Here is a 25808-nt window from a genome sequence, read left to right on the forward strand (position 1 = left end):
ATTTTATGAATAATATATACTCAAAAACTAAATTACAAGAAAATAGCAAGGATGAAGTTTTTGAAAACATTTATAGTCTAGTGGATTATGAATATTTAAATTCTTTTAATGTAGAAATAAACAAAGTAAATGAATATGAACTATCAACAGACAATGAAGAAATAATTGCAGAATATCCGCTTAGTTTTATTTTGAATGATAAATATGTAAATACATTTTTATGTACGCCATATAATTTAGAAGAACTTGTAGTTGGTTTTTTGAAAACAAAGGGATATATAGAAAACAAAAGAAGTTTATTGAGCTTGGAGATAAATGAGAAGGAACGTTTTGCAAAAGTAAATATTCAAAATAAACAGGAAAGCGAAGATGAGCAAATTATATTTTTGAATTCACTAGACTATATAAAATGTACTCCTGTAGAGAGTGATATAAAAATAAATTATGATACAGTTTATAGCATAATGGATAGAAATTTAAATTCGTCATACTTATTTAAAAACACGGGTGGGGTGCACAGTGTGTCCATATTTAATTACGATGAAAATATAGTAACCTGTGAAGATGTGGCTAGACATAATGCAATGGACAAGGCAATTGGATTTTGTGTCTTAAATGAGATATCCTTGAAAGATAAAATTATAGCAGTAAGTGGAAGAATATCATTAGAGATGATATTGAAAGCGGCTATGACCCAAATTCCTATTGTAGTATCAAAATCAGCACCAACTAATTTATCAATAGAGCTTTCTAAAAAATTAAATATAACTCTTATTGGGTTTGTGAGAGGAAGACGAATGAATATTTATGCAAACCCACAGAGAGTTATCAAAAAGTGAGACTGAGTATATGTGTGCTAAAAAAGAAGAACAAAAATATTCAAAGTGTGAAATCTGTGGAGCATTAATTGATGACACTGATAAAGTATATGAAAACACATACAATTTGTGTAAAAAATGTAAGCGAAATATAAGTACTGAGAAAATCTTAAAATATATAAATATATATAATGAAAAATAACTAGGGATTTAGAAATATACAAATTGAAAGGTGGGATAATATGAAAAATAAAATAGGCTCTTTTGTAATAGCAGACCCAAACAAATGTACAGGTTGTAGAGCTTGTGAAGTAGCTTGTTTTACAATGCATAATCAACATAACAATGTAGGTTATACAGTTGGAACGGTTGATATACCTGTTATACCTAGACTTTATTTGGTAAAAGGTGATACTTTCTGTATGCCGATACAATGTAGACACTGTGAAGATGCTCCTTGTCTAAACTCATGTCCACAAAAAGCTATAATCAAAGAAAATAACATTATGTCTGTAAATGAAGAAAAATGTATAGGATGTAAAACTTGTCTGCTAGCATGTCCTTTTGGAGCTATAGATTTACTTCCACAATATGAAGATGGTAAAGAAGTAGAACAAGTAATTTTAGAAGAAAATAAAAAAATAGCTTATAAATGTGACTTATGTAAAGACAATGAAAAGATAGCTTGTGTAAGTGCATGTCCTCAGGAAGCTTTAAAACTTGTTACTCCAATAGATGACAAAAAGGCTAAGAATAGACAGGCTGCACTTAGCTTATTGTTAACAAATAAATAAAGGATACAGGGGTAGGTGACGTTTATGATAATAAATATAGATAAAGATTTATGTACTGGATGTAGAGAATGTTCCAAAGTCTGTCCAGTAAATGCTATTGAAGGTGAAGAGGGGAAACCACAAGAAATAAATTTAGATAGATGTGTTATGTGTGGTCAATGTGTTCAAACTTGTAAATCATATGCCTCAGTTATAGATGAAGGATTTGAATTTTTGCAAAGTAAAAAACAAGAAAGAGATATACCAGAATCTATAAATGAACCTATATTTGCAGCATATAATGTATGTGATGTAGATAAGGTTAAAAAGGCTTTAAATGACCCAAATGTATTTACTATGGTTCAATGTGCACCTGCAGTTAGAGTAGCTTTAGGTGAAGATTTTGGATATTATCTAGGATACCTAGGTGCTGGCAAAATGGCAGCAGCACTTAGAGCTTTAAATTTTGATAGAGTATATGATACTAACTTTGCAGCAGATTTGACTATTATGGAAGAAGGTAGCGAGTTGATTAAAAGGGTGACAGAAGGTGGAACTCTTCCAATGTTTACATCTTGTTGTCCAGCATGGGTAAAGTTTATGGAAAAAAATTATCCTAAATTAACTAATCATTTATCTTCTTGTAAATCACCTCAACAGATGGGTGGTGCAATATTTAAAACTTATGGTGCAGAAATAAATAATATAGATGCATCAAAAATATTTAGTGTTTCTATAATGCCATGTACATGTAAAAAATATGAATGTGATAGAGAAGAAATGGATTCTAGTGGATATAGAGATGTAGATGTAGTGTTAACTACAAGAGAATTAGCTTACCTAATAAAAGATATGGGAATTGATTTCAAAAACTTAAGAGAAGAAAAGTTTGATAGTCCTTTAGGTAGCTATAGTGGAGCTGGAACTATATTTGGTGTTACTGGTGGAGTTATGGAAGCGGCTATAAGAACTGGTTATGAGCTTATAACTGGAGAAAGTATTCCTAATGTAGAAGTAAAACAAGTAAGAGGAGAGAATGGTTTTAGAAAGTCAACTATTAAGATAGGAGATTTAGACCTAAGAGTTGGAGTAGTGAGTGGACTAAAAAATGTAATACCAGTACTTGAAGATTTAGAAAAAGGAAAATTAGATGTAGATTTCATTGAAGTTATGACTTGTCCTGTTGGATGTGTAAGTGGCGGAGGTCAACCAAAAATTTTATTAGAAGAATATAAAGAATTAGCCTATGAAAACAGAACAAAGGCAACATATGTGCATGATGAACATTTGGCAGTTAGAAAATCTCATGAGAACCCTGAGATTAAAAAATTGTATGATGAATATCTAGTAGAACCATTAGGAGAAAAATCTCATCATTTATTACACACTACATATTGTATAGGAAAGGAAGTGGCTAAGTAATGAACTATTTTGTTATAGCGGACCCTGATAAGTGTATAGGATGTAGAACTTGTATGATAGGATGTGTAGTTGCACATTCAGATGAGGATATTTTTTACAAAAACCCAGATGAGATAAATTTTAACCCAAAACTTTCTGTTATAAAGACAAAGGAAGTAAGTGCCCCAATACAATGTAGACATTGTGAAGATGCCCCTTGTGCAAAGGCATGTCCAAATGGTGGTATAGTTAGGATAGGGAACACAATAAAAATAAATGAAGAAAATTGTATAGGATGTAAGACTTGTATGTTAGCATGTCCTATAGGTGCAATAGATATAGTTACATTAAAAGACATAGACGAAGGAAAGCTTTGCTTTAGAGAAAGAATGACAGCAAATAAATGTGATTTTTGTATAGAATCTCCAGAAGGACCTGCATGTGTAAATGTCTGTCCAACTAAAGCATTTACTATAGTTAAGGATGAGGATATAGATAGCAAAGTTAAAAACAAAAGAAAGTTAGCTATATTGTAATATATAAAAAGATGGAGCTCTCCTTATTATTAAGAGTTCCATCTTTTTAATTATTGTTTATATATTAAAAAATCAATTATTGCATTAGTTTATCGAGCCTTTCTCTATTCATTTTTTTCATTCCTATAGAAGTTATAATAAGTAAAGTATAAGCAATTATAACTGATAAAATTATGATGTACCAAGAAAATCTATAACCAAAGTTATCAACTAGTAATCCAAATAATGTCGAACCTAATGCAAAGCCTACTGCAAAAATTAATTGTACGATTCCATATATACTACCAAACTCTTTTTGGCCAAAGAAAGTACCTGTTAAATAAGCGGGTCCAATCATATAAGCAAATACAGAAAGCCCTTTTAAGGTAGCAAACACAAATGCAAAAGTAGAAGATTTATCTACAAGTAGTAGTGATAAAGTAGCTACAAGGACTAATATAAAAGCTACAATAAGTGGCTTTACTTGACCAAATTTATCAAACAGCAATCCTCCAAATATATTACCAATGAGAGCGAATAAAGCAAAAATGGAGCCTACTGTTCCTACTAAAATTGGATTTAGATAATTTCTAAGGTAGGTTGGATATTGTACAGATAATGATGAAACATATATACCTACAAATATAAATCCAATTGCCATAATCCAAAAATATTTAATTTTTTTAGCTTCTTTCAACGTATAACCCCATACTGAAGAAGAAATTGCATCAGATGAGTTCTCTTTTTTTCCTTTAGACCTTACTATTTCACTGGCATCCTTAGGCATTCTAAGTATGAATAATATTATAGGTATACCAATTATCAATGCTGCAATCCCAAATATTAGATAAGAGCGACTATATCCTTGAGATGCTAATAAACGAACTACAAGTGGTTGTAGAAATATACTACCAATAGAACCACCAGCAAAAGCAAATCCTAGAGCCTTTCCTTTACTTTCTTCATCAAACCAAGCACTTATTAAAACAGGTATACCTATAGCAGATATAATTGTAGCACCAACTTGCACAATACATGATAAAGTATAAAATTGCCATAGCTTAGTACATATGGAAAAAGTAGCAAAAGCAATACTAGAAATTATACAGCCTAATAAATAGAGTGTCTTAAGATTGACTTTAGAAAACAATTTACCAATAAAAGGTGATACAATTGCTGAAGCAATCGTACCAATGGTGAATATTAGAGAAAAAGATGCCAAACTAAAGCCTTCCCCTTCAACAACATAACTTATAAACTGAGGTTGTATAGTAGCTACGAGATTAAATGGAATAGCTTGTATCAACATACAACCAAGTACTATAACCCAAGCGTTTGAAAAGTTTTTAATGCTAAATTTATTATTTAGTGTATTCATTGTATCTCTCCTTTAGATTAGGATTTGTAAATATTAATTTAATTATTCCAGTTTTACAGATTAGTTTTGGATAGTGTAGCTATTTAAATGTAATTTTGGGTATTAATATAAAAATTATCTATTAAAAATTGATTATTTTAAACGGATGGGGTAAATTAACATATATAGATAGATAAATGAAAGGATGGATGAAATGTCATTTGAAAAAATAAATAATAATAATCTAGATAAAATACACAATAGAAAGTGTATCCTGTTTGTAAATTTTAATAAAAAAGAATTATCACTAATTAAAAATGTTAGTAATTTTGCTGGAATAAGAGACCACATTATCTTAAGTGATAAAAATGGGGATGACATAATTAGAGATATTTTGGATGGAAATACATCAAATAAATGTGAAAATGGAATTAAGAGTAAGTCTGTGATATTTAATAACATTCCAAGTACACAAGTGAATGCATTTTTAGAAGGATTAAAAAAAGTGAGGATAAATAAGCCTTTTACAGCTATGGTGACTGAAACATCTATTGATTGGACATTAAATAATTTAATAGAAAATTTAGTTCAAGAACGTAATGCAATGGTCTTAGGAAAAACAATTGAGCATAAATAAATTTGAGACATCTTCTAGTGAGTTTAACTAATATACATTAAGTATCATATTGTACTGTAGGATATAAAAGTTTTAATGTGAGTAGATGGAGGAGATTAAGATGAAAGTTTTATTTACAATAAATTATGGAAAAGAGAAGTTCGAGAAAATAAGTGAATTAGGATATGATGTTATACACTACTCTGAAGATAGTATTGAAAATAATGAAGATGTAAATACTGCAGATGTACTAGTTACATATAACCCATTTAGCAGACTAGATATTTCTAAAATGAAAGATTTAAAGTATATACAGACAACTAGTGTAGGTATAGACCAACTTCCAAAAGAAGAAGTATTAAAGAGAGATATTAAAATAGCAAATAATAGAGGTGGATATAGTATACCTATTGGTGAAAGCATAGTTATGTATATTTTAGAAATCTATAAAAATAGTGCAAAGTTTTTTAAACAGCAACAAAACAAAGAATGGAAGATGGATTTTTCTGTATCAGAATTATATGGGCAAAGAGTTGGATTTCTCGGAACAGGTACTATATCATCAGAAGCAGCTAAAAGATTGAAGGCTTTTGGCTTAGAAATATGGGGAGTAAATACTGATGGAAGTAGTAAAAAATACTTTGATAAATGTTTTGCTACTGATGATATGAATGTTGTATTTGAAGAATGTGACATAGTTGTAGTAGCAATGCCTTCTACAAAAAGTACAGATGGAATAGTAAACAAAGACATGTTTAAACTTATGAAAGAGGGTTCTGTATTTATTAATGTTGGTAGAGGAAATACAGTTAATCAGAAAGATTTAGAAGAATGCGTAGAAAAATTCAGAGGAGTAGCATTAGATGTATTTGAAAGTGAACCTTTAAGCCAAGAGAATAAGTTATGGGAGTGCGAAAATGTCATAGTAACTCCTCATAATTCTTGGGTATCTGATAAGAATAAGGAAAGAACCTTTAATATGGTTTATAATAATTTGAAACACTATATAATGGAGAATAAACCTATAGATAATGTTGTAGATATATCAAGAGGTTATTAAACATAAAAAATTTAATGAAAATAAAAGGGGTTGTCTTAAAATTGATTTTTTCTAATCAAATTTTAAGTCTAACTCCTTTTTTAATTTAGTAAATCACAACTACTTTATGTTCTATGGCAACTCAACATAGAATACTTAGTATTTTGAGAATGAAACTTATGTAATTGAAAAACAAAGAGACACAATAATTATACTTTCTAACAATATCTACAGAATTGAGGAAGAGTTCCTACATTATGTGTAGATTTTTGGATAAGCACTTTTTTGTAATAAATTTAAAGTCAAAAAAGTGATATACTAAAAAATGTATAAATAGGAAATAATCAATTATAAGGAAATCTTAAAATAATTTAATTTAAAAAATATAAAGAGGTGTAAAAGTGAGCGTTAAAGATGAGATTAATAAACTTATAGAAAAAATAAACTACCATAATGAAAGGTATTATAATCAGGATAGCCCAGAAATATCAGACTATGAATATGATAAATTAATGAAAGAATTAATTTCTTTGGAAGAAGAAAATCCAGAACTAAAGAGAATTGATTCTCCAACAAATAGGGTAGGAGGTAAGCCATTAGATAAATTCAATCAAATTGTCCATAAAGCTCCTATGCTAAGTCTATCGAATGCTTTTTCAGAACAGGACTTAAAAGATTTTGACAAGAGGGTTCAAGAATATGTAGGAGACAATGTTGAATATGTTGTTGAGTTTAAAATAGATGGTCTTTCTGTAGGTCTTACTTATAATAATGGAGAGTTCGAAAAAGGTGCAACTAGAGGAGATGGGATTGTAGGAGAAGATATCTCTCACAATTTGATGACAGTAAAAAGTATACCTCTTAAAATAAATGACAAAAAAGAACTAATAGTTAGAGGAGAAGTATATATCTCGAAAGATAATTTTAGAAAAGTAAATGAACAACAAGAAGAACAAGAACAGCCGTTATTTGCTAATCCAAGAAACCTTGCAGCAGGCTCATTAAGACAATTAGACCCAAAATTAACTGCCAAAAGACCTTTAGATATATTTATATTTAATATGGAAAATATAGAAGAATATGATTTAAAAAGTCACAGTGAATCCCTAGAGTATTTAGAAGAATTAGGATTCTCAGTAAGCCAAAGTTATAAAGTTTGTAAAAATATCGATGAAGTTATTGAACATATTGAATACTGGACGGAGAATAGAGGTAATTTGGAATATGAGATAGATGGTATGGTAATAAAAGTAAACGATATAAAACAGAGGGAAGAAATGGGATATACAGCAAAAAGCCCTAGATGGGCAATTGCATATAAGTTTCCAGCAGAAAAGAAAAAAACTAAAATAATAGATATAATAGTAGAAGTTGGTAGAACAGGTACAATAACACCTTCAGCAATACTTGAACCAGTCAGACTTGCAGGTACTACTGTAAGTAGAGCTACACTTCATAATGAAGATTATATAAGAGAAAAAGATATAAAGATAAATGACACAGTATTAGTTCAAAAAGCAGGCGATATAATACCTCAAGTTTTAGAAGTTATAACAGAAGAACGTACTGGAGATGAAATAGATTTTAAGATGCCAGAAAAATGCCCTGTATGTTCAGAACCAACAGTAAGATTAGAAGGGGAGGCTGCTGTAAAGTGTATAAATATGTCTTGTCCAGCTCAAATAAGAAGGGGAATTATACACTTTGTATCAAGAGATGCAATGAATATAGATGGTCTAGGAGAATCTATAATTACGTTATTGTTAAATGAAAAAATAATCCAAGATGTATCTGATTTATACTATATAAAAAAGGAAGATGTAGTCGACCTAGAGAGAATGGGTGAAAAGTCTGCTGATAATTTAATAAACTCAATTGAAAAGTCAAAAGAAAATGATTTATGGAGACTTATAAATGGATTAGGTATCAAATTTATAGGAGTTAAAGCAGCTAAAATACTTGCATCTAACTTTAAGGACTTAGATGATGTAATTTCTTCAACAAGTGAGCAACTGGAAGAATTAGAGGAATTCGGAAGTATAATGGCAAACAGCGTTGTCGAGTTTTTTAAGGAAGACAAAAATATAAATGTTATAAACAAGTTGAAAAGTGTAGGAGTAAACACAAAATCATTGAATAATACAGGAGAAAATGTAGAAAAGATATTTGAAGGAATGAAAATAGTATTGACTGGTACACTTCCTACATTAAAAAGAAATGATGCAAAAGATATGATAGAAAAAAGAGGTGGAAAAGCTACATCTAGTGTAAGTAAATCGACAACATTTGTTTTGGCAGGGGAGGAAGCTGGTTCTAAACTTACTAAAGCAAATGATTTAGGAATTAAAGTTATAGATGAAGACAGCTTTTTAGAATTATTGAATTTATCATCGAAAGATGAAGTAAAAGCTATATTAGAGGGCTAAAAAGTCGTTTAATTTACTAGAAAACTACTATAATTAATGATAGAATAGTTCAGTAAGCTAATGAGATTATAAAAAAACAATATAATATTTGATTAAATTGAAAATTATAAAAAATAACTTTATAAAATATAAAAAATATAAGAAAGGATATTAAAAATGACCAGAAGTTATGATAGAAGTAATGACCAGATAAGACCTGTAAAGATAAGCAGAAATTATACAAAGTATGCAGAAGGCTCTGTTCTTATAGAAATGGGAGAGACAAAGGTTATATGTACTGCATCAGTAGAAGAGAAAGTACCTCCTTTTTTGAGAAATAGTGGTACTGGATGGATAAATGCTGAATATTCTATGTTGCCAAGAGCAACACAACAAAGAAAGATAAGGGATGCATCTAGGGGGAAAATCGACGGAAGAACACAAGAGATACAGAGATTGATAGGAAGAGCAATAAGGTCTGTTGTAGATTTGAATAAATTAGGTGAAAGAACTATTTGGGTAGATTGCGATGTTATACAAGCTGATGGAGGAACTAGAACAGCGTCTATAACAGGAGCATTTGTGGCAGTTGCAGAAGCAATATATAAATTGTATAAAGCAAAGACAATAAAAGAAATGCCAATAACAAATTTTGTATCTGCAATCAGTGTTGGAATAGTAAATGAAACACATATGTTGGATTTATGTTATGAAGAAGATTCTAAAGCACAGGTAGATATGAATATAATAATGACTGATAAGTGTGAGTTTGTAGAAGTACAGGGGACTGGAGAAGAGAAACCTTTTTCGAGAAAAGATTTAAATTTATTGTTAGAGTTAGGAGAAAAAGGGAATAAAGAATTAATAAGGTTTCAAAGAGAAGCTTTAGGTGAAATAGCAGATGAGATATTAGGTATGGAGTATGGTAATGAAGTAGTAATTGCTACTAATAATGCTCATAAGCTAGAAGAAATAGGTGAAATCTTAAAAGACTTTGAATATACAGTGTATTCCTTAAAAGATGTTGACCTAGCAGGTATAGAAATAGTTGAGGATGGAAAAACATTTGAGCATAATGCATTAATAAAAGCTAGAACAATAGCTAAAAAAACTAAACTTATAGCAATATCAGACGATTCAGGTTTAGAAGTAGATGCTTTAGGCAAAAAACCTGGTGTTTATTCAGCTAGATATGCAGGAGAACATGCGACAGATGAAGAAAATAGAGAAAAGCTATTAAAATCTATGCAAAATATACCAATTAGTAAAAGAAATGCAAGATTCGTCTCTGCGATAGCAGTAGTTTTCCCAGATGGAAAAGAGTTTGTAGTAAGAGGAATCTGTGAAGGAACAATAGGTTTTGAAGAAAAGGGTAAAAATGGCTTTGGATATGATAGCTTATTTATAGTAAAAGGATATAATAAAACCTTTGGTGAGATACCTAGTGTTATAAAAAATTCAATCAGCCACAGAGCAAATGCACTAAAACTTATGAAACAAGAGTTTATAAAAAGGGTAGTGAAGTAATGAAGATAGGTATAGTAAGTGACACACATATGATGATTAAAAATATGGAAAAAGCAATACCATATTTGAAAGAATGTGACCTAATAATTCATGCAGGAGACAATTTTACAGACTCAAGATATATTTACAGCATGACTAATGTGGGAATCATTGCAGTTAAAGGTAATTGTGACTTTGATGCTGTTGAGGAAGAAGTTGTCTTTGAAGTAGCAAATAAAACTATATTTTTATGCCATGGAGATAAGTATGGTGTAAAATACGGAACACAGATGTTAGAAAACAAGGCAAGTGAAGTTGAAGCTGATATAGTTATATTTGGTCATACCCATACTCCGTTTAGAGAAATTAAAGATAATGTGCTTTACATAAATCCTGGAAGTACTTCACTTCCAAGAGGAGTATCGTATAAAAGTTTTGTTATTATGGTCATAGAAGATGATGACATAAATATTGAAGAAATACGTATATAAGGGTGTATTTATCCAAAAAAACGGCAAAAAACACTCAAAAAATTAAATTTTATCAAATAAGTGCAACGATATTAATGGAACACTTGTAAATAAAAAAACTTATGTGATATAATTAAGTGGTTGAATTATAAATAGAATGAATTATGATACCATTATCGGGTATTACATAAATATCACTAGGAGGATTAGAAGGATGAAAGCAGAACTAATTAAAAAAGAGGGTAATAAAGTTACTTTAAAAATAACAGTAGATAACAATAAATTTGAAGCAGCAGTAAATAAGGCTTATAATAAAAGCAGAAATAAATACAATATACCTGGATTTAGAAAAGGTAAAGCTCCAAGAATTGTTATAGAGACTCAATACGGAAAAGGCATATTCTATAATGATGCTATAGAAATATTATTCCCAGAAGTTTATCCAGAAGCTATCAAGGAATTAGATATAGACCCAATAGACAATCCAGATTTAGATATAGAGGAAATAAGCAAAGATAATGGATTAGTTATGGTTCTTAATGTAGAAGTTAAACCAGAGTTTGAATTAGGAAACTACAAGGGTATAGAAATAGCTAAGGTTGAGAATACTGTAAGTGACGAAAATGTTGAAGCTAAACTACAAGAAATGGTTGAAAAAAATGCTAGATTAGTAAGTGTAGAAGATAAGGCTTTAGAAGATGGAGACACAGCTATAATAGACTTTGAAGGTTTTGAAAATGGTGTGGCTTTTGAAGGTGGTAAAGGTGAAAATTATAACTTAGTTATAGGTTCAAACACATTTATACCAGGATTTGAAGAACAATTAGTAGGTAAAAAAGCTGGTGAAGAAGTAGAAGTTAATGTTACTTTCCCAGAAGAATACCACTCACAAGATTTAGCTGGAAAACCAGTTGTATTTAATGTGAAAATAAATGATGTAAAAGTAAAAGAATTATCTGCATTAGATGATGAATTTGCTAAAGATACTAGCGAATTTGACACTTTAGATGAATTAAAAGCAGATGTAAGAGCTAAATTAGAAGAAGAAGCTAAAAATAGAGCAGATGCAGAAACTAGAAATTCAGTAGTAGAAAAAGTTGCTGAAAATACAGAAATAGAAATACCAGAAGTTATGGTACAACATCAAATAGATAATATGTTAAATGAACTTAACTACCAATTACAATATCAAGGATTTGGATTACAACAATTATTAGAGATGACTGGTAGAACTATGGAAGAATTAAGAGAAGAAAGAAAAGAAGATGCTAAAAAATTAGTTAAATCTTCTCTAGTATTAGAAGCAATAACTAAAGCTGAAGGAATTGAAGCAACAGAAGAAGAATTTAAAGCTGAGTTAGAAAAAATGGCTTCTGCTTACAATATGGAAATAGACAAAATAGAAGCTTCTTTAAGAGATGCTGATAAAGAAGATATAAAAGGACAAATAAAGATAAGAAAAACAATAGATTTATTAGTTGAGAATGCAACAATAGCTTAATAAAATAAACGCTAACTAATATAGTTGACGTTATAGAATGTTTAGTATATAATGATGTGCAAATATAATTTAGTTAAATGCGTATAATAATTTACAGTAGCTTAAAAAAAGCTACTGTAAATTATATAGAATAAAGGGGGTATGAAACCATGGCATTAGTACCTGTAGTTGTTGAACAAACAGGAAGAGGAGAAAGATCTTATGATATTTTTTCTAGACTATTAAAAGACAGAATAATCTTCTTAGGAGATCAAGTTAACGATGCCACAGCAGGGCTTATAGTAGCACAGCTATTATTTTTAGAAGCTGAAGACCCAGACAAAGATATACATTTATATATAAATTCTCCAGGAGGAAGTATAACTTCTGGAATGGCTATATATGATACTATGCAATACATCAAACCAGATGTAAGCACTATATGTATAGGTATGGCTGCTTCTATGGGAGCATTCTTGTTGGCAGCAGGAGCAAAAGGAAAAAGACTAGCACTACCAAATAGTGAAATAATGATACATCAACCATTAGGTGGAGCTCAAGGTCAAGCGACAGATATAGAAATTCATGCAAAAAGAATTTTAAAAATAAAAGAAACTCTAAATGAGATATTATCTGAAAGAACTGGTCAGCCATTAGAGAAAATAAAAATGGATACTGAACGTGATAACTTCATGAGTGCAATAGAAGCCAAAGAATATGGTTTAATAGATGAAGTATTTACAAAGAGACCGTAGATAGAGAGAGGTGTTAATATGTCTAAATATGAAGAAAAACGACAATTAAAGTGTTCATTCTGCGGTAAAAATCAAGATCAAGTAAGAAGATTAATTGCAGGTCCAAATGTATATATTTGTGACGAGTGTGTTGAACTTTGTGACGAAATTATTCAAGAAGAAATAGAAGATACTATAGATGAAGATACTACATCATTACCAAAGCCAAAGGAAATGATGGAGATTCTAAATGATTATGTAATAGGCCAAGAAAAAGCTAAAAAAGCTTTATCAGTTGCAGTTTATAATCATTACAAGAGAATATACAGTAAAAAATCTAGTAACAAGGATATAGAAATTCAAAAGAGTAATATACTTTTACTAGGACCTACTGGTTCTGGAAAGACATTACTTGCTCAAACTCTAGCAAGAACTCTTAATGTACCTTTTGCAATGGCTGATGCTACATCATTAACTGAAGCTGGATATGTTGGAGAAGACGTTGAAAACATACTTCTAAAACTTATTCAAGCTGCTGATTTTGATATAGAAAAAGCTGAAAGAGGTATAATATATATAGATGAGATAGACAAAATTGCAAGAAAATCTGAAAATCCATCTATAACTAGAGATGTAAGTGGTGAAGGTGTTCAACAAGCCCTTCTAAAAATATTAGAGGGTACTGTTGCAAATGTTCCACCACAAGGAGGAAGAAAACATCCTCATCAAGAATTCCTAAAGATAGATACTACTAATGTATTGTTTATACTAGGTGGAGCTTTTGATGGATTAGAAAAAATAATCCAAAAACGTGGTGGAGATAAAACACTAGGTTTTGGAGCTAAGATAGAAAGTAAGAAAGAATTAGATTTAGGAAAGCTATATGAAAAAGTACTTCCAGAGGATTTATTAAAATATGGTATAATACCTGAATTTATAGGAAGAATACCAGTTTTAGCTACTTTAGAATTACTGGATGAAGATGCATTGATGCAGATATTACAGGAACCTAAAAATGCTCTAGTAAAACAGTATAAAAAACTATTGGAGTTGGATGATGTTGAACTAGAATTTGAAGAAGGTGCTCTTCGTGCAATAGCTAAAAAAGCTATAGAAAGAAATACAGGAGCTAGAGGGCTTAGAAGTATAGTTGAAAGCGTAATGATGGAGACTATGTTTGAGGTACCATCTAGAGATAATATAAAGAAGGTTATAGTAACAGAGAAATCTGTGAACGAAGACTCAGTAAATCCTATCATAGTACTTAAGGATCAAGAGGAAAGTGCATAAGATGATGAAAAGGAGCTTTAAAGGCTCCTTTTTTTATGTTAATATGCTTAATATAAAACTAGATATTACATTATAAAAATGAGAGTAATATACCTAGAACACCAAAGACGAATACAATTGCAATAGAACCAATTTTTCCTTTATATAAAAGGTAAAAGGATACTATAAATGCAATTATTCCATATAAGTCCCAATTAACTTCTTTGGCAGATGAAAAAGCTGCCGATAATATGAATCCTAAAGTAATTGGTCTAAGAACCATCAATAAGTTTTCTACTTTTTTATTATTTTTGAACTTAGAAAATAACTTTGATATAATAGTTAGACCTACTAATGCAAAAATCGTTACACCAATAGTTGCAGACAGAGAACCAAAAAAACCTGCAGTCTTAAACCCTACAAATGTAGCACTATTTATTGCTACAGGGCCTGGTGTAGATTGTGATATAGCAAGTAAATCCAAGAATTCTTGATTAGTTATTAGGTGGTATTTAGATATAAATTCTTGTTGAATAAATGGCAGCATGGCATATCCACCGCCAAAACTAAAGGCTCCTATTTTAAGGAATATTAAAAAGAGTAGTGTTATTTCTGACATAGACTATATACACCTCCTCCAATTATTAAATAAATAGGGCTTATATTGAATACACCAACAGATAAAACTGCTATAATTAATAGTAGTATGTTAGTTCTAGACTTTGGCAGTTTCTTAAACATGCTCGTAAAAGAATACAATATAAGAGCTATTACGACAGGGGCAACTCCTTTAAAAAATCCATCTAAAATTTTAGATGATGAATTTTTAAAATATAGATATGATAAGACTAATACTATACAAAATGATGGTAAAGCAGAGCCTAAGGTACATATAAGAACTCCTGGTATACCATAAAGTTTATATCCTAATAATACAGATATATTAACTGCCAGTACTCCAGGGTAACTTTGAGCTATGGATAGAAAATCAATAAATTCTTCCTGCTCTAAAAGCTTTTGTTTGTTTACAAGTTCATCTTGTATAAGAGGAACCATAGCGTATCCACCACCAAACGTAAACGCACCGATTTTTAAAAAAGTTAAAAACAATTTCAACATAATAGAAACCTCCAAAAGATAAATAACATCTAAGTATACTAACATTAATATTATATCATAATAAAATAGTAATATAATATGCTAAGAATTTATCATTAATGTTGAAAATTAACTTGTTCGAATACATAATATTAAAATCAAAATAATTAGACTAGAAAAGGAGTAATGTTGATGGAACAAAATTATACTAAAATAGATCATGAATTACCGCTAATTCCTCTAAGAGGATTAGCAATATTTCCATATATGATATTAAATTTTGATATAGGAAGAGAGATATCTCTTAAAGCTTTAGACCAAGCTATGATGGAGGAAGAACTTATATTTTTAACATCTCAAAAAGAAGCTGAAGTTGATGAGCCAGGAGAAGACGATTTTTATCATGTAGGGACAATTTGTAAAGTTAAACAAATGATAAAATTACCAGGAGATACAGTTCGTGTTTTGGTTGAAGGTGTATCAAGAGGTAGGGTAAAACAAATAGAACAAGAAGAAGGGTATTTCAAAGCAGTAATAGAAGAAATAGTCTTTGATAGTGACAATTTAGATAGTGAGACAGAAGTTGAAATTGAAGCATTTGTAAGAAATGTATTTGATGCCTTTGAAGAATATATAAATATCGGAAACAGAGTATCACCAGAAATATTAATATCTTTGGCTGATATAGAAGATGTTGATAGATTTATAGATACAATAGCTGCCAATATATATCTAAAGTCAAGCCAAAAACAAGAAATATTAGAAGAATTTGATATTAAGAAAAGACTTGAGCTTATTTATTCTATATTATTAGAGGAGATAGATATACTAAAAATAGAGAAGAAGATAACTTTAAGAGTTAAAAAACAGATGAATAAAGTTCAAAAAGAATATTACCTTAGAGAACAATTAAAAGCAATACAAAAAGAATTAGGTGAAGAAGAAGATATAAATTCTGAAGCTGATGAATACAGAGAAAAGCTTAAAAAAATAAAAGCACCTAAGACAACTAAGGAAAAAATAGAAAAAGAAATAGATAAATTTTCAAAGATATCTTCAATGTCTCCAGATGTATCTGTAAGTAGAAACTACTTGGATACTATATTTTCATTGCCATGGAATAAGGAAACAAAAGATAAGCTGGATATAAATAAGGCAAATGCTATACTAGATGAAGACCATTATGGATTAGAGAAAGTAAAAGAAAGAATACTAGAATACTTAGCTATAAGAACACTTGCTAAATCACTTAAAGGTCCTATAATATGTCTAGTTGGTCCTCCAGGAACAGGAAAGACATCTATAGTAAAATCAATAGCTAGAGCGTTGAATAGAAAGTTTGTAAGAATATCTTTAGGTGGAGTTAGAGATGAAGCAGAAATAAGAGGTCATAGAAGAACTTATGTAGGTTCAATTCCAGGAAGAATAATCAATGGAGTAAAAGAAGCACAAACAAAAAATCCTGTATTTTTATTTGATGAGATAGATAAAATGGCAGCAGATTATAAAGGTGACCCAGCTTCAGCAATGCTAGAAGTATTAGACCCAGAGCAAAATAAGGATTTTGTAGACCACTACTTAGAAATACCTTTTGATTTATCAAAAATACTATTTGTTACAACAGCAAACAGTCTAGGTAATATACCAAGACCATTATTAGATAGAATGGAAATAATAGAAGTATCTGGATATATAGAAGAGGAAAAATTAAATATAGCAAAAAAATATTTACTTCCAAAACAAATTAAAGAGCATGCTTTAAAAGAAAACTTCATAAAAATGGATGATGAGACTTTAAGAAGTATAATAAATCATTATACAAGAGAAGCAGGTGTAAGAACACTAGAAAGAACTATTGGTAAAATTTGTAGAAAAGTTGCAAAAAAATATGTTGAAGACCCAACTCTTGAAGAAGTTATTGTAAATAAGTCTGACTTAGAGACATATCTTGGAAAAGACATGTTTAAGTATCAACTTGCAGAAGTTAATCCTCAAATAGGATTAGTAAATGGTCTTGCATGGACAGCAGTTGGTGGAGTTACACTTGAAGTAGAAGTAAATGTACTTAAAGGTAAAGGCGAAATTGTATTGACTGGGAAGCTAGGAGATGTTATGAAGGAATCTGCTAAGACAGGTATATCTTATATAAGATCAATAGTGGACAAGTTTGATATAGACCCAGATTTTTATAAGACAAATGATATTCATATACACATTCCAGAAGGTGCTGTTCCAAAAGATGGACCATCAGCTGGTATAACTATGGCTCTTGCAGTAATTTCAGCACTTACTAAAAGACCTGTCCCAGGCAATATAGCTATGACAGGAGAGATAACTTTAAGAGGTAGAGTATTAGCTGTAGGAGGAGTTAAAGAAAAATTATTAGCAGCTCATAGAGCTGGTATAACAAAAGTATTAATTCCTAAAGAATGTGAAGCTGATTTAGATGAGATACCAGAAAATGTAAAAGAAAAAATGGAGTTTGTACTTGTAGAACATATGGATGAAGTATTAGAACAAGCTTTGTTAAAGAGTGGTGAGAAGAATGAAAATTAGAAGTTCAGAGATAACTATGAGTGCTGTGAATAAATCACAGTATCCAGCAGAAGGTATTCCAGAGATAGCATTAGCTGGTAGGTCAAATGTTGGGAAATCATCAATAATAAATACATTGCTTAATAGAAGAAACTTTGCTAGAACTAGTCAAACACCAGGGAAAACTAGAACTATAAACTTTTATCTAATAAATAATGAATTTTATTTTGTGGACCTTCCAGGTTATGGATATGCAAAGATAGCTAAGTCTGAAAAAGAAAAATGGGGAGGCATAATGGAAAGATATCTAGAAAGTAGACAAGAATTATGTTCTATATTTCTACTTGTAGATATTAGACATGAGCCTACAGCAGATGATAAGCTTATGTATGAATGGATAAAACACTTCGGATATAACTGCGTGATTATTGCAACTAAGGCAGATAAAATATCTAGAGGACAATATCAAAAACATATAAGCATAATAAGAAAAAAATTACAAATGGAAAGTAGCGAAAAAGTAATCCCTGTTTCCTCATTAAAAAAGACTGGTGTTGAAGAATTATGGGAAGAAATTGTAAATCAATATAATCAACATGGATATGAGATAACGGTAGATTAGTTATAACTATATTAATATCAAAATAAAATATAGGATGCCTCAAAATAGTCCTAATGGATATTTTTTGGCATCCTTGTTGTTTATAAACAATAGATATTAGCAATTTATTGTTATAAATTAAAAAAACTGCAAGGTTTGATATAAATTGGTATATTTAAAAACTTAGTCACTGATGAAATCAGAAATAAATTTTATCTAAGAAATAGATTTCTCTGTTTTTCTCATAAAGAAAATAGTTAGTATAAGTCCTATAAAGCATACTGTTGCAGCAATCCAATAAGATTGATTACTAGCTATAACATAGGCTGCTGTATGGCTTTTGAAATTTTGATTATATGTAAGGCTTTGTGCAAAGAAGCTACTAAAAAATGCTGTTCCAAGAGCAAATGATAAATTACGAACCGTTGCAAGAAAGCTGCCTCCATATCCTTGTTTCTGAGGAGGAACATCTGCAAGAATGCTACTATTGTTTGGTGAACTAAAAGCACCTAGTCCGAGTCCGAAAATAACTAAACATACAATTAAAAGATATAATGGTGAATCTGCTTTTAAAAGTGCCATTCCAACGAGTGAAATAGTCATAAATGAAAAAGATGTTGTTAGAATATTCTTTGCACCATGTTTATCAGAAAGAGAACCTGCAATAGGTGCTATAAGTACCATAATAAGTGGATGGACAGTCATTACAGAACCAGCCATCATAGGAGATAGATTTTTTAATTGTTCTAAATAAAATGGAAGTAGGAAAGATACTGCCATTTGAGGGAAGTAACAAGCGATTCCAATAATATTGCCTACAGTGAAATTTCTATTTTTAAATAAAGGTAAATCAATAAAGCTCTGTTCAAATTTTACTTCTCTTAATGCTAATAATAAGAAGATGATAAGTGATGCTATACCTAGATACAATCTTGTGTTTCCTTTTCCATTCATCGCAAGTAATATAAGTGTAGTACAAGTTGCAAATAGCAGAAGACCTGGAATATCAAAGCTCTTGTTTTGTTCATCTAAAGCAGGTCTAGGAAGAAATTTAATTCCAAGAAAAACTGCTATGATACCAATAGGTATATTGATAATAAAAATAGAAGGCCATCCAAAATGTTCTAAAAGTATCCCTCCAATTACAGGACCACTCATATTTCCTATACCAACTACAGCGCCAGTGATTCCTATAGCCTTTCCTTTTTCATTTGCTGGAAATGCATTAGAAACTATACCAAGTCCAGTTGCCATTAAAATACTTGCCCCAACTGCTTGAAATATTCTTGAAGAAATTAATGTAGATAAGTTGTGTGATACACTACACAGAAAAGAACCTATTGTGAATACAAAAAATCCTAATGTGTATAGACGATTTGAACCTACCTTATCACCGAGCTTTCCAAAAAATAACATAGTTGCTGTAACGACAAGCATATAAGCTGTTACAACCCACTGAATCTGTGACATGTTAATTTTAAAGTCAGTAGCAATTGTAGGATTTGCAATATTTAGTATACTTCCATCAAGAGTAGACATAAATACACCAATACAGATTATAATTAATACTATCCATTTTTGTTTCATGATAACACTCCAATCTTTTATATAATAGATTTTATAAGTACAGAATAGTTATAAAATAAACAACAAAAAAAGCACCTACATCTTAGGTACCTCGAATGTGTTTAATTTCATGAATAAATACGGTAGTTGAAGGAGTTGTATAGATTACTCATGTAAAATTACATAAAGGTACTCATATACTATTTTCTTCTACCATCCAGATTTTACTGTCGGCTTTGGAATCTGACCAAATTATGCCATAAGGCTCGCGGGCTTTTACCGCCGATAGGGAATTTCACCCGTTTCTGAAGAAAAACAGATGTATTTTGTAATATTATTTTAACATAAAATCATAATGGAAACAATTGGATTTGAATAAGATACAACTATATTACTGTATAAAGAGTTAAATTAGACTTCCAGATAAAAGCATATAAAAGTTAAATCACATAGTATAGAATCTACTATAATTAGATAAAATTAATTTTTTATTGGTATTAAATGATAAGTTTTAGATTTATCAAAAGCATAAAGTTGTAACAAAACTCGTATAATATTAATATCTTAATTAAGAGATATTGTAAATTATGAGGAGGCGCTAATATGGAAGGAAAGGTAAAGAAGGCATTTCCAGGTGGAAACACATCACAAGGCTCATATTCTTTTTTTGAATATATAATTCCTGAAAATGTAAAAAGAGTTTTTTGTTTAAAAGGTGGTCCTGGAGTAGGAAAATCCTCACTTATGAAAAAAATTTATAAAGAATTTTTAAGTAGAGGATATGATATTGAATTATATAACTGTCCTTCTGACCCAAGTTCATTGGACGGTGTAGTTATAAAGGAATTAGGCGTGGTACTTATGGATGCAACTGCTCCACACACTATGGACCCAAAGTTACCAGGAGCTTTGGACGAGATAATTAATTTAGGCGATTACTGGAACACAGAAGAGTTAGAAAAAAATAGACAAGAAATATCGGGATATGATAAGGATATTAGTAATGCATTTAAAAGGGCGTTTAAATTTTTAAAAGCGTCAGAACCAATCTTTAGAGATATAGAGGAAAAATATTCTGATTGTATGGATTATGGTAAAGTGAATCTAGTTACAGAAGAATTTATTAAAAAATTGTTTGATGGAGTTGAAAGCACAGGAAATTTGAAAAGAGAGAAGCATTTATTTGGTTCAGCTATAACTCCTGTAGGATGTTTAGATTATACAGAAAACATATTAAAAGATGTAAATAAGGTTTATTATTTAGATGGTGAAATAGGCACTGGAAAAACTACATTATTAAACAAAGTGTATAAGAAAGCTATTGAAAAAGGTTTAAATGTAGAAGTTTATCATTATCCACTTATACCAGAAAAAGTTGAGACTGTACTATTGACTGACTTAGATATTGGTATAACTACAAGCGCAACTTTTAAAGAAGAGGAAACCATTAATTTAAATCAATTTTTAAATAGAGAAAAATTACTTAAATATGAAGAAGATATTAAATTTGATGAGAAAGTTTTGGATGATTTAATTTGTTGGGCTGTATTAAATCTTAAGAGAGCGAAGTCTAAACATGATATTATAGAAAGTTACTATATCCCTAATATGAGATTTGATGAAGTTGGAAAATTAAGAGATAAACTAGTTAATAGAATTTCAAAATATGAGAAAAATGTATAAGAATATATATCTTAAATCAGATGATAATTATAAAATATAACTTTTAGTAAATTGGTGTAGCTGTGAAGCTATGCCATTTTGCTTTTTTTGATGTATGATATTATATACTAAAGATGAATTTTAATATATAAGTTTGATATAATAAATATATATAAAGGCTCAAGGTTTAATTAAAGAAAATTATCATATAAAAATAAATTTGTAAGGAGCAATACAGTATGAAAAAACCATATGTGTTTATAATACTAGCGAGTACTATTTTAGGTATACTTGTTGGAACCATATTTAGAGATTATAGTAATGAAGAAACAGTTTATACAAGTAAAGATAAGTCAATAAGAAAAGAAATAAAATTGACAGGAAAGTCTATAAAGGAATTAAAAAAGGAAAAGGATAAATTAGATAAAGAAATTGATTCAATGAAAAGTAATCAAAAAAATTCTAAAGAAATCTCAGAAATAGAAGCTCTTAGAGAAAATCTATCATATTCAGATGTAAAGGGCAGTGGAATAATAGTAAGTATAGATGCTATAGATGAAAAAACAGGGAATATAGCAAATAGTATAGACTATAATAAAATACTTGTAAAAGTTGTAAATGAACTAAAAGTAAATGGAGCAAAATACATAGAAATAAATGGCCAAAGAATCAATCAGTATTCAGAAGTTGTACTTGCAGGAAGCCATATAAATATAAATGGAGTTCCTGTAGCACAACCTTATGAAATAAAATGCATTGGGGATAAGGATAAACTCTCTGATTATGTGGATAAAGGCAGTGAATATTTAGACAGTATACAAACGACTTATCCAATGAAAGTAAGTATAAAAACTGAAGAAAATATCTCTATGAAAAAAATGAATATACCTAATAAATTAAAGTATATAAAGGGTGATTAAGATTATATTAGAGGAAAGCAGTTTACCAATGTTAATACCAGAAAAGCTTGCAAAAAAATATAATGTATTTCCAGTAGAATTTCAAGATGATAATTTAGTAGTAGAAATAGAAGATGAAGATATATATGCCATACAGGATTTGAGATTGGCTACAGGTAAAGAAATTATATTGAAAAAAGAGAAAAAAGAACTTATAAGTGAGAAGATTGATAAATATTACAATAACTTTGAACTTGATGAAGATTATGCAAAAAAATTATTTGAAAATCTTTTAGAAAAAGCTATAAAAGAAAATGCAAGTGATATACATATAGAGCCATTTGAAAAGCATTTAATAGTGAGAATGAGGGTAGATGGAGAATTAAAAGAAGTATCAAAGTTTTTAATCGATATATATCCATCATTATCTACTGTAGTGAAATTAAAGGCCTCAATGGATATAACGGAAAAAAGACTTCCACAAGATGGTAGAGTAGATATAAAGTTGGGAGGTGACCTAATTGATATTAGAGTTTCATCAATACCAACTGTATATGGTGAAAAAATTGTTTTAAGAATACTTAATAGAGATACTTTCTTAAAAGATAAGCTAGAACTGGGCTTTTCAAAAGAAGCAATAAAGTCTATAAGTAATATAATAAGTAAAAGAGCAGGAATATTACTAGTGACAGGCCCTACAGGCAGCGGAAAGACTACAACAGTATATTCCTTATTAAATGATTTAAAAGGTATAAATAAAAATATAATGACTATAGAAAATCCAGTAGAGTATAAGATGGATGGAATAAGTCAGATACAAGTAAATTCAAAAATAGGATTAAGTTTTGAGGTGGGTCTTAGAGCAATATTAAGACAAGACCCAGATATAATAATGGTCGGAGAAATAAGAGATGCAGAAACAGCTAAAATAGCAGTAAGAGCAGCTATAACAGGTCATTTAGTTATAAGTACTTTGCACACTAATGATGCAGTGTCTTCTATAGCTAGATTATTAGAAATGCAAATACCACCATATCTTTTAAATGCGTCTCTTATAGGTGTTATCTCTCAAAAATTGGTTAGAAAAGTTTGTAATCATTGTAGTCATGAGATTATGATAAAAGACAATTTTAGTGGAGATGTAAATACTAAAGTAGCTGTAGGTTGTGAAAGATGTAATGACAAAGGGTATTTTGGAAGAACAGCAATTTATGAAATACTAGAAGTAAATGATGACATAAAAACATGTATAAGAAATATAGATGATTCTAGTAGTATTAAAGAAGTGGCACAAAAAAATGGAATGATAACATTTGAAGATAGTTGTAAAAGACTAATAAATGAAAAAATAACAACATTAGAAGAATGTTTAGTAGTAAATGAAATGATTTAATTGAATTATATAGTTAACTTCATTTAATTTACTTTAATTAAAATGTTTGAACATAACTTATATTTAAGTTAGACAAAATTAAATGTATTAAATTAAAAAATATTGTGTTTATTTAATTGCAACTAATATAATTTGGAAGGAATTATAGTACATGAGATTGTCTAAAAGTATATTTTATAATTTAGAGAAATTTTATTTAATATTAAATAGAATTAGTGATAAAGAAGTTAGAGTAATTTGCAAAGAGATAGGTATATTATTAGAATCTGGATGTGAAATTACAAAGATATTTGAAGTCATTGAGGGTCAGTCTAGTAAAAAAGTAAGAAATTTGCTTAATATAGTATCAAATCACATCCAAAAAGGTAACTCAATAGCAGATTCATTTCAGGTAACAGGTACATTTTCTAAATTCTTTATAAGCATGATAAGAGCAGGGGAAACTAGTGGAAGCCTAGATATAATAATGAATGATTTATCTAATTATTATGATAAAGAATACAAATTAAAAATGAAAATAATAAATATTTCAATCTATCCAATAATACTCATAGCATTATCTATCATGTCAATGATATTTATATTCATATTTGTAATACCTAATTTTCAGGTGGTTTTTGCAAGTAATGGAATTGAACCACCTTTGATAACAAGAGTTTTAATAGGAATATCCACAATAGTTACAAATAACATAGGTTATCTTATGCTTAGTTTTTTATTATTTTTAATAGCAACTGTTTATTTTTTTAGAACAAATGATAATGTAAAAAAATTGATTAATTCTCTGAAATTTAAAATGCCTTTTGTAAGAAAAATTAATCAGTTAGTAGTTACAACCAGATTTTCTAGAGCTTTATCTATTTTAATTAGTAGTGGAATACAAATAGTGGAAGCTATAGAAATGTCAGCAAGTGTTGTAGATAATGAATTTATTTGTGAAAGATTAAATATTTCCAATAACTATATAAAAAAGGGAAATAGTATAGGTAAGTCTTTGAATTTAGCAAATATCTTTCCTAAATTATTTATTTCAATGACAAATACAGGAGAAGAAAGTGGAAAACTAGATAAAAGCTTAGATGTAATAAATAAATTCTATGAAAGTGAATTAAATAATAAAATAGAGCAAATAATGAAATTTATAGAACCTATTTTAATTATATTTATGGGATTAATTATCGGAATTTTTATTTTATCTATGGTTATTCCCATGTTCGATGCAGTTACTAGTTTTTAAGAAAAAAATAAATTTTATCTAATAAAATTTTTAAAAGGAGAGAATATTTAATTGATAAATAAAAAACGAAAGGGATTTACACTTGTTGAAATGATTGTAGTAGTAACAATTTTAGGTGTTATATCTAGTATAGCATTAGTTAAGTACAGTAAGGTTCAAGAGAGTGCAAAACTAAATGCAGATTATACAAATGCTGCCAACATAGTAACAGCAGCGAGCATGGCTATTAATGATGATGAAAACATAACACAATCTTTAAGCGTAGAATCTCTAAAGGAAAAAGGGTATTTGAATACTGTTCCAGTTCCTCAAAGTACATCTGGCAAATTTGAACTTGTTATAAGTGATAGTGGTGCAGATATAAGTGTAAATGTAAACTCTAAACAATTTTATCCTAAGTAGTATTTTTATATATGCATTTTTATAGCTTAATT

General features: G+C 29.5%; 24 protein-coding genes and 1 riboswitch. Of the genes, 20 read left to right on the top strand and 4 right to left on the bottom strand.

The features are described from left to right. Positions 1–5: 5 nt before the first annotated feature. From fdhD to Q3223_RS13545, 5 genes are read left to right on the top strand one after another with little or no spacing between them, the layout of a single operon-like run. Positions 6–839 (top strand): formate dehydrogenase accessory sulfurtransferase FdhD, encoded by an 834-nt coding sequence (gene fdhD / locus Q3223_RS13525; protein ID WP_407812095.1) that lies wholly within the window; start codon positions 6–8, stop codon positions 837–839. Continuing rightward, positions 808–1020 (top strand): hypothetical protein, encoded by a 213-nt coding sequence (locus tag Q3223_RS13530; RefSeq protein ID WP_167640292.1) that lies wholly within the window; start codon positions 808–810, stop codon positions 1018–1020. The genes fdhD and Q3223_RS13530 overlap by 32 nt, the downstream gene beginning before the upstream one ends. A gap of 40 nt (positions 1021–1060) precedes the next feature. After that, positions 1061–1612 carry a 4Fe-4S dicluster domain-containing protein gene (locus tag Q3223_RS13535; protein WP_054271753.1) on the top strand — a complete coding sequence of 184 codons (552 nt, stop codon included), beginning with the start codon at positions 1061–1063 and terminating at the stop codon, positions 1610–1612. Positions 1613–1636: 24 nt separating this feature from the next. Beyond that, the gene (locus Q3223_RS13540) at positions 1637–3013 is read left to right on the top strand and encodes a [FeFe] hydrogenase, group A (protein ID WP_223153360.1); all 1377 of its coding nucleotides are present in this window, start codon (positions 1637–1639) and stop codon (positions 3011–3013) included. Continuing rightward, the gene (locus Q3223_RS13545; RefSeq protein ID WP_054271751.1) at positions 3013–3528 is read left to right on the top strand and encodes a 4Fe-4S dicluster domain-containing protein; all 516 of its coding nucleotides are present in this window, start codon (positions 3013–3015) and stop codon (positions 3526–3528) included. Before Q3223_RS13540 ends, Q3223_RS13545 begins: the two co-directional genes overlap by 1 nt. Positions 3529–3604: 76 nt before the next feature. Here Q3223_RS13545 and Q3223_RS13550 read toward each other — a convergent pair whose 3' ends face one another. Continuing rightward, the gene (locus Q3223_RS13550; RefSeq protein WP_407812096.1) at positions 3605–4885 is read right to left on the bottom strand and encodes a conjugated bile salt MFS transporter; all 1281 of its coding nucleotides are present in this window, start codon (positions 4883–4885) and stop codon (positions 3605–3607) included. Between the two features lie 193 nt (positions 4886–5078). Here Q3223_RS13550 and Q3223_RS13555 point away from each other — a divergent pair, with 193 nt between their 5' ends. From Q3223_RS13555 to clpX, 8 genes are all read left to right on the top strand, one after another. Beyond that, positions 5079–5501 carry a DUF3783 domain-containing protein gene (locus tag Q3223_RS13555; protein WP_054271749.1) on the top strand — a complete coding sequence of 141 codons (423 nt, stop codon included), beginning with the start codon at positions 5079–5081 and terminating at the stop codon, positions 5499–5501. A 100-nt stretch (positions 5502–5601) separates the two neighbouring features. Next, positions 5602–6540 (top strand): phosphoglycerate dehydrogenase, encoded by a 939-nt coding sequence (locus Q3223_RS13560; RefSeq protein WP_054271748.1) that lies wholly within the window; start codon positions 5602–5604, stop codon positions 6538–6540. 380 nt (positions 6541–6920) lie between these two features. Continuing rightward, positions 6921–8945: an NAD-dependent DNA ligase LigA gene (gene ligA / locus Q3223_RS13565; protein ID WP_054271747.1), complete on the top strand. Its 2025-nt coding sequence runs from the start codon at positions 6921–6923 to the stop codon at positions 8943–8945. A 156-nt stretch (positions 8946–9101) separates the two neighbouring features. Beyond that, complete coding sequence (rph, locus tag Q3223_RS13570) at positions 9102–10451, top strand: ribonuclease PH (protein WP_054271746.1); 1350 nt, start codon at positions 9102–9104, stop codon at positions 10449–10451. Continuing rightward, positions 10451–10921, top strand: a complete 471-nt coding sequence (locus Q3223_RS13575; RefSeq protein WP_054271745.1) for a metallophosphoesterase — start codon at positions 10451–10453, stop codon at positions 10919–10921. Before rph ends, Q3223_RS13575 begins: the two co-directional genes overlap by 1 nt. Positions 10922–11114: 193 nt before the next feature. After that, complete coding sequence (gene tig / locus Q3223_RS13580; RefSeq protein ID WP_054277661.1) at positions 11115–12401, top strand: trigger factor; 1287 nt, start codon at positions 11115–11117, stop codon at positions 12399–12401. 149 nt (positions 12402–12550) lie between these two features. Next, entirely contained in the window at positions 12551–13135 is a 585-nt protein-coding gene (gene clpP, locus Q3223_RS13585) for an ATP-dependent Clp endopeptidase proteolytic subunit ClpP (RefSeq protein WP_021386274.1), read from the top strand. Positions 13136–13153: 18 nt separating this feature from the next. After that, complete coding sequence (gene clpX, locus Q3223_RS13590; protein WP_054271743.1) at positions 13154–14404, top strand: ATP-dependent Clp protease ATP-binding subunit ClpX; 1251 nt, start codon at positions 13154–13156, stop codon at positions 14402–14404. Positions 14405–14474: 70 nt separating this feature from the next. On the opposite strand, the gene Q3223_RS13595 is transcribed toward clpX, so the two are convergent. Then, positions 14475–15002 carry a chromate transporter gene (locus tag Q3223_RS13595; RefSeq protein ID WP_054271742.1) on the bottom strand — a complete coding sequence of 176 codons (528 nt, stop codon included), beginning with the start codon at positions 15000–15002 and terminating at the stop codon, positions 14475–14477. Beyond that, a complete protein-coding gene (locus tag Q3223_RS13600) occupies positions 14990–15502 on the bottom strand; it encodes a chromate transporter (protein WP_021386213.1) in 513 nt (170 codons plus the stop codon). Before Q3223_RS13600 ends, Q3223_RS13595 begins: the two co-directional genes overlap by 13 nt. Positions 15503–15673: 171 nt before the next feature. Between Q3223_RS13600 and lon the strand changes: the two genes are divergently transcribed. Together lon and yihA are read left to right on the top strand one after the other, a co-directional pair. Beyond that, on the top strand, positions 15674–18037 hold the full coding sequence (lon, locus tag Q3223_RS13605) for an endopeptidase La (protein WP_054277659.1): 2364 nt from the start codon (positions 15674–15676) through the stop codon (positions 18035–18037). Next, on the top strand, positions 18027–18638 hold the full coding sequence (gene yihA / locus Q3223_RS13610; protein ID WP_054271740.1) for a ribosome biogenesis GTP-binding protein YihA/YsxC: 612 nt from the start codon (positions 18027–18029) through the stop codon (positions 18636–18638). Before lon ends, yihA begins: the two co-directional genes overlap by 11 nt. Before the next feature lie 195 nt (positions 18639–18833). On the opposite strand, the gene Q3223_RS13615 is transcribed toward yihA, so the two are convergent. Next, positions 18834–20204, bottom strand: a complete 1371-nt coding sequence (locus tag Q3223_RS13615; RefSeq protein WP_407812097.1) for an MFS transporter — start codon at positions 20202–20204, stop codon at positions 18834–18836. Between the two features lie 180 nt (positions 20205–20384). Next, a riboswitch (FMN riboswitch) is annotated at positions 20385–20500 on the bottom strand. A gap of 286 nt (positions 20501–20786) precedes the next feature. Here Q3223_RS13615 and Q3223_RS13620 point away from each other — a divergent pair. The 5 genes from Q3223_RS13620 (at position 20787) to Q3223_RS13640 (ending at position 25776) form a co-directional block, all read left to right on the top strand. Beyond that, positions 20787–21866 carry an ATP-binding protein gene (locus Q3223_RS13620; RefSeq protein WP_054271738.1) on the top strand — a complete coding sequence of 360 codons (1080 nt, stop codon included), beginning with the start codon at positions 20787–20789 and terminating at the stop codon, positions 21864–21866. Positions 21867–22084: 218 nt separating this feature from the next. Beyond that, on the top strand, positions 22085–22765 hold the full coding sequence (locus Q3223_RS13625) for a DUF881 domain-containing protein (RefSeq protein WP_054277657.1): 681 nt from the start codon (positions 22085–22087) through the stop codon (positions 22763–22765). 28 nt (positions 22766–22793) lie between these two features. Further along, on the top strand, positions 22794–24137 hold the full coding sequence (locus tag Q3223_RS13630) for a GspE/PulE family protein (RefSeq protein WP_222153447.1): 1344 nt from the start codon (positions 22794–22796) through the stop codon (positions 24135–24137). A gap of 151 nt (positions 24138–24288) precedes the next feature. Continuing rightward, positions 24289–25374 (top strand): type II secretion system F family protein, encoded by a 1086-nt coding sequence (locus Q3223_RS13635; RefSeq protein WP_074179281.1) that lies wholly within the window; start codon positions 24289–24291, stop codon positions 25372–25374. A 51-nt stretch (positions 25375–25425) separates the two neighbouring features. After that, complete coding sequence (locus Q3223_RS13640; RefSeq protein ID WP_054271734.1) at positions 25426–25776, top strand: type II secretion system protein; 351 nt, start codon at positions 25426–25428, stop codon at positions 25774–25776. The last annotated feature ends 32 nt before the right edge of the window (positions 25777–25808 follow it).

It is taken from the genome of Clostridioides sp. GD02367 (assembly GCF_045900275.1).
Taxonomy (GTDB): domain Bacteria; phylum Bacillota; class Clostridia; order Peptostreptococcales; family Peptostreptococcaceae; genus Clostridioides; species Clostridioides difficile_A.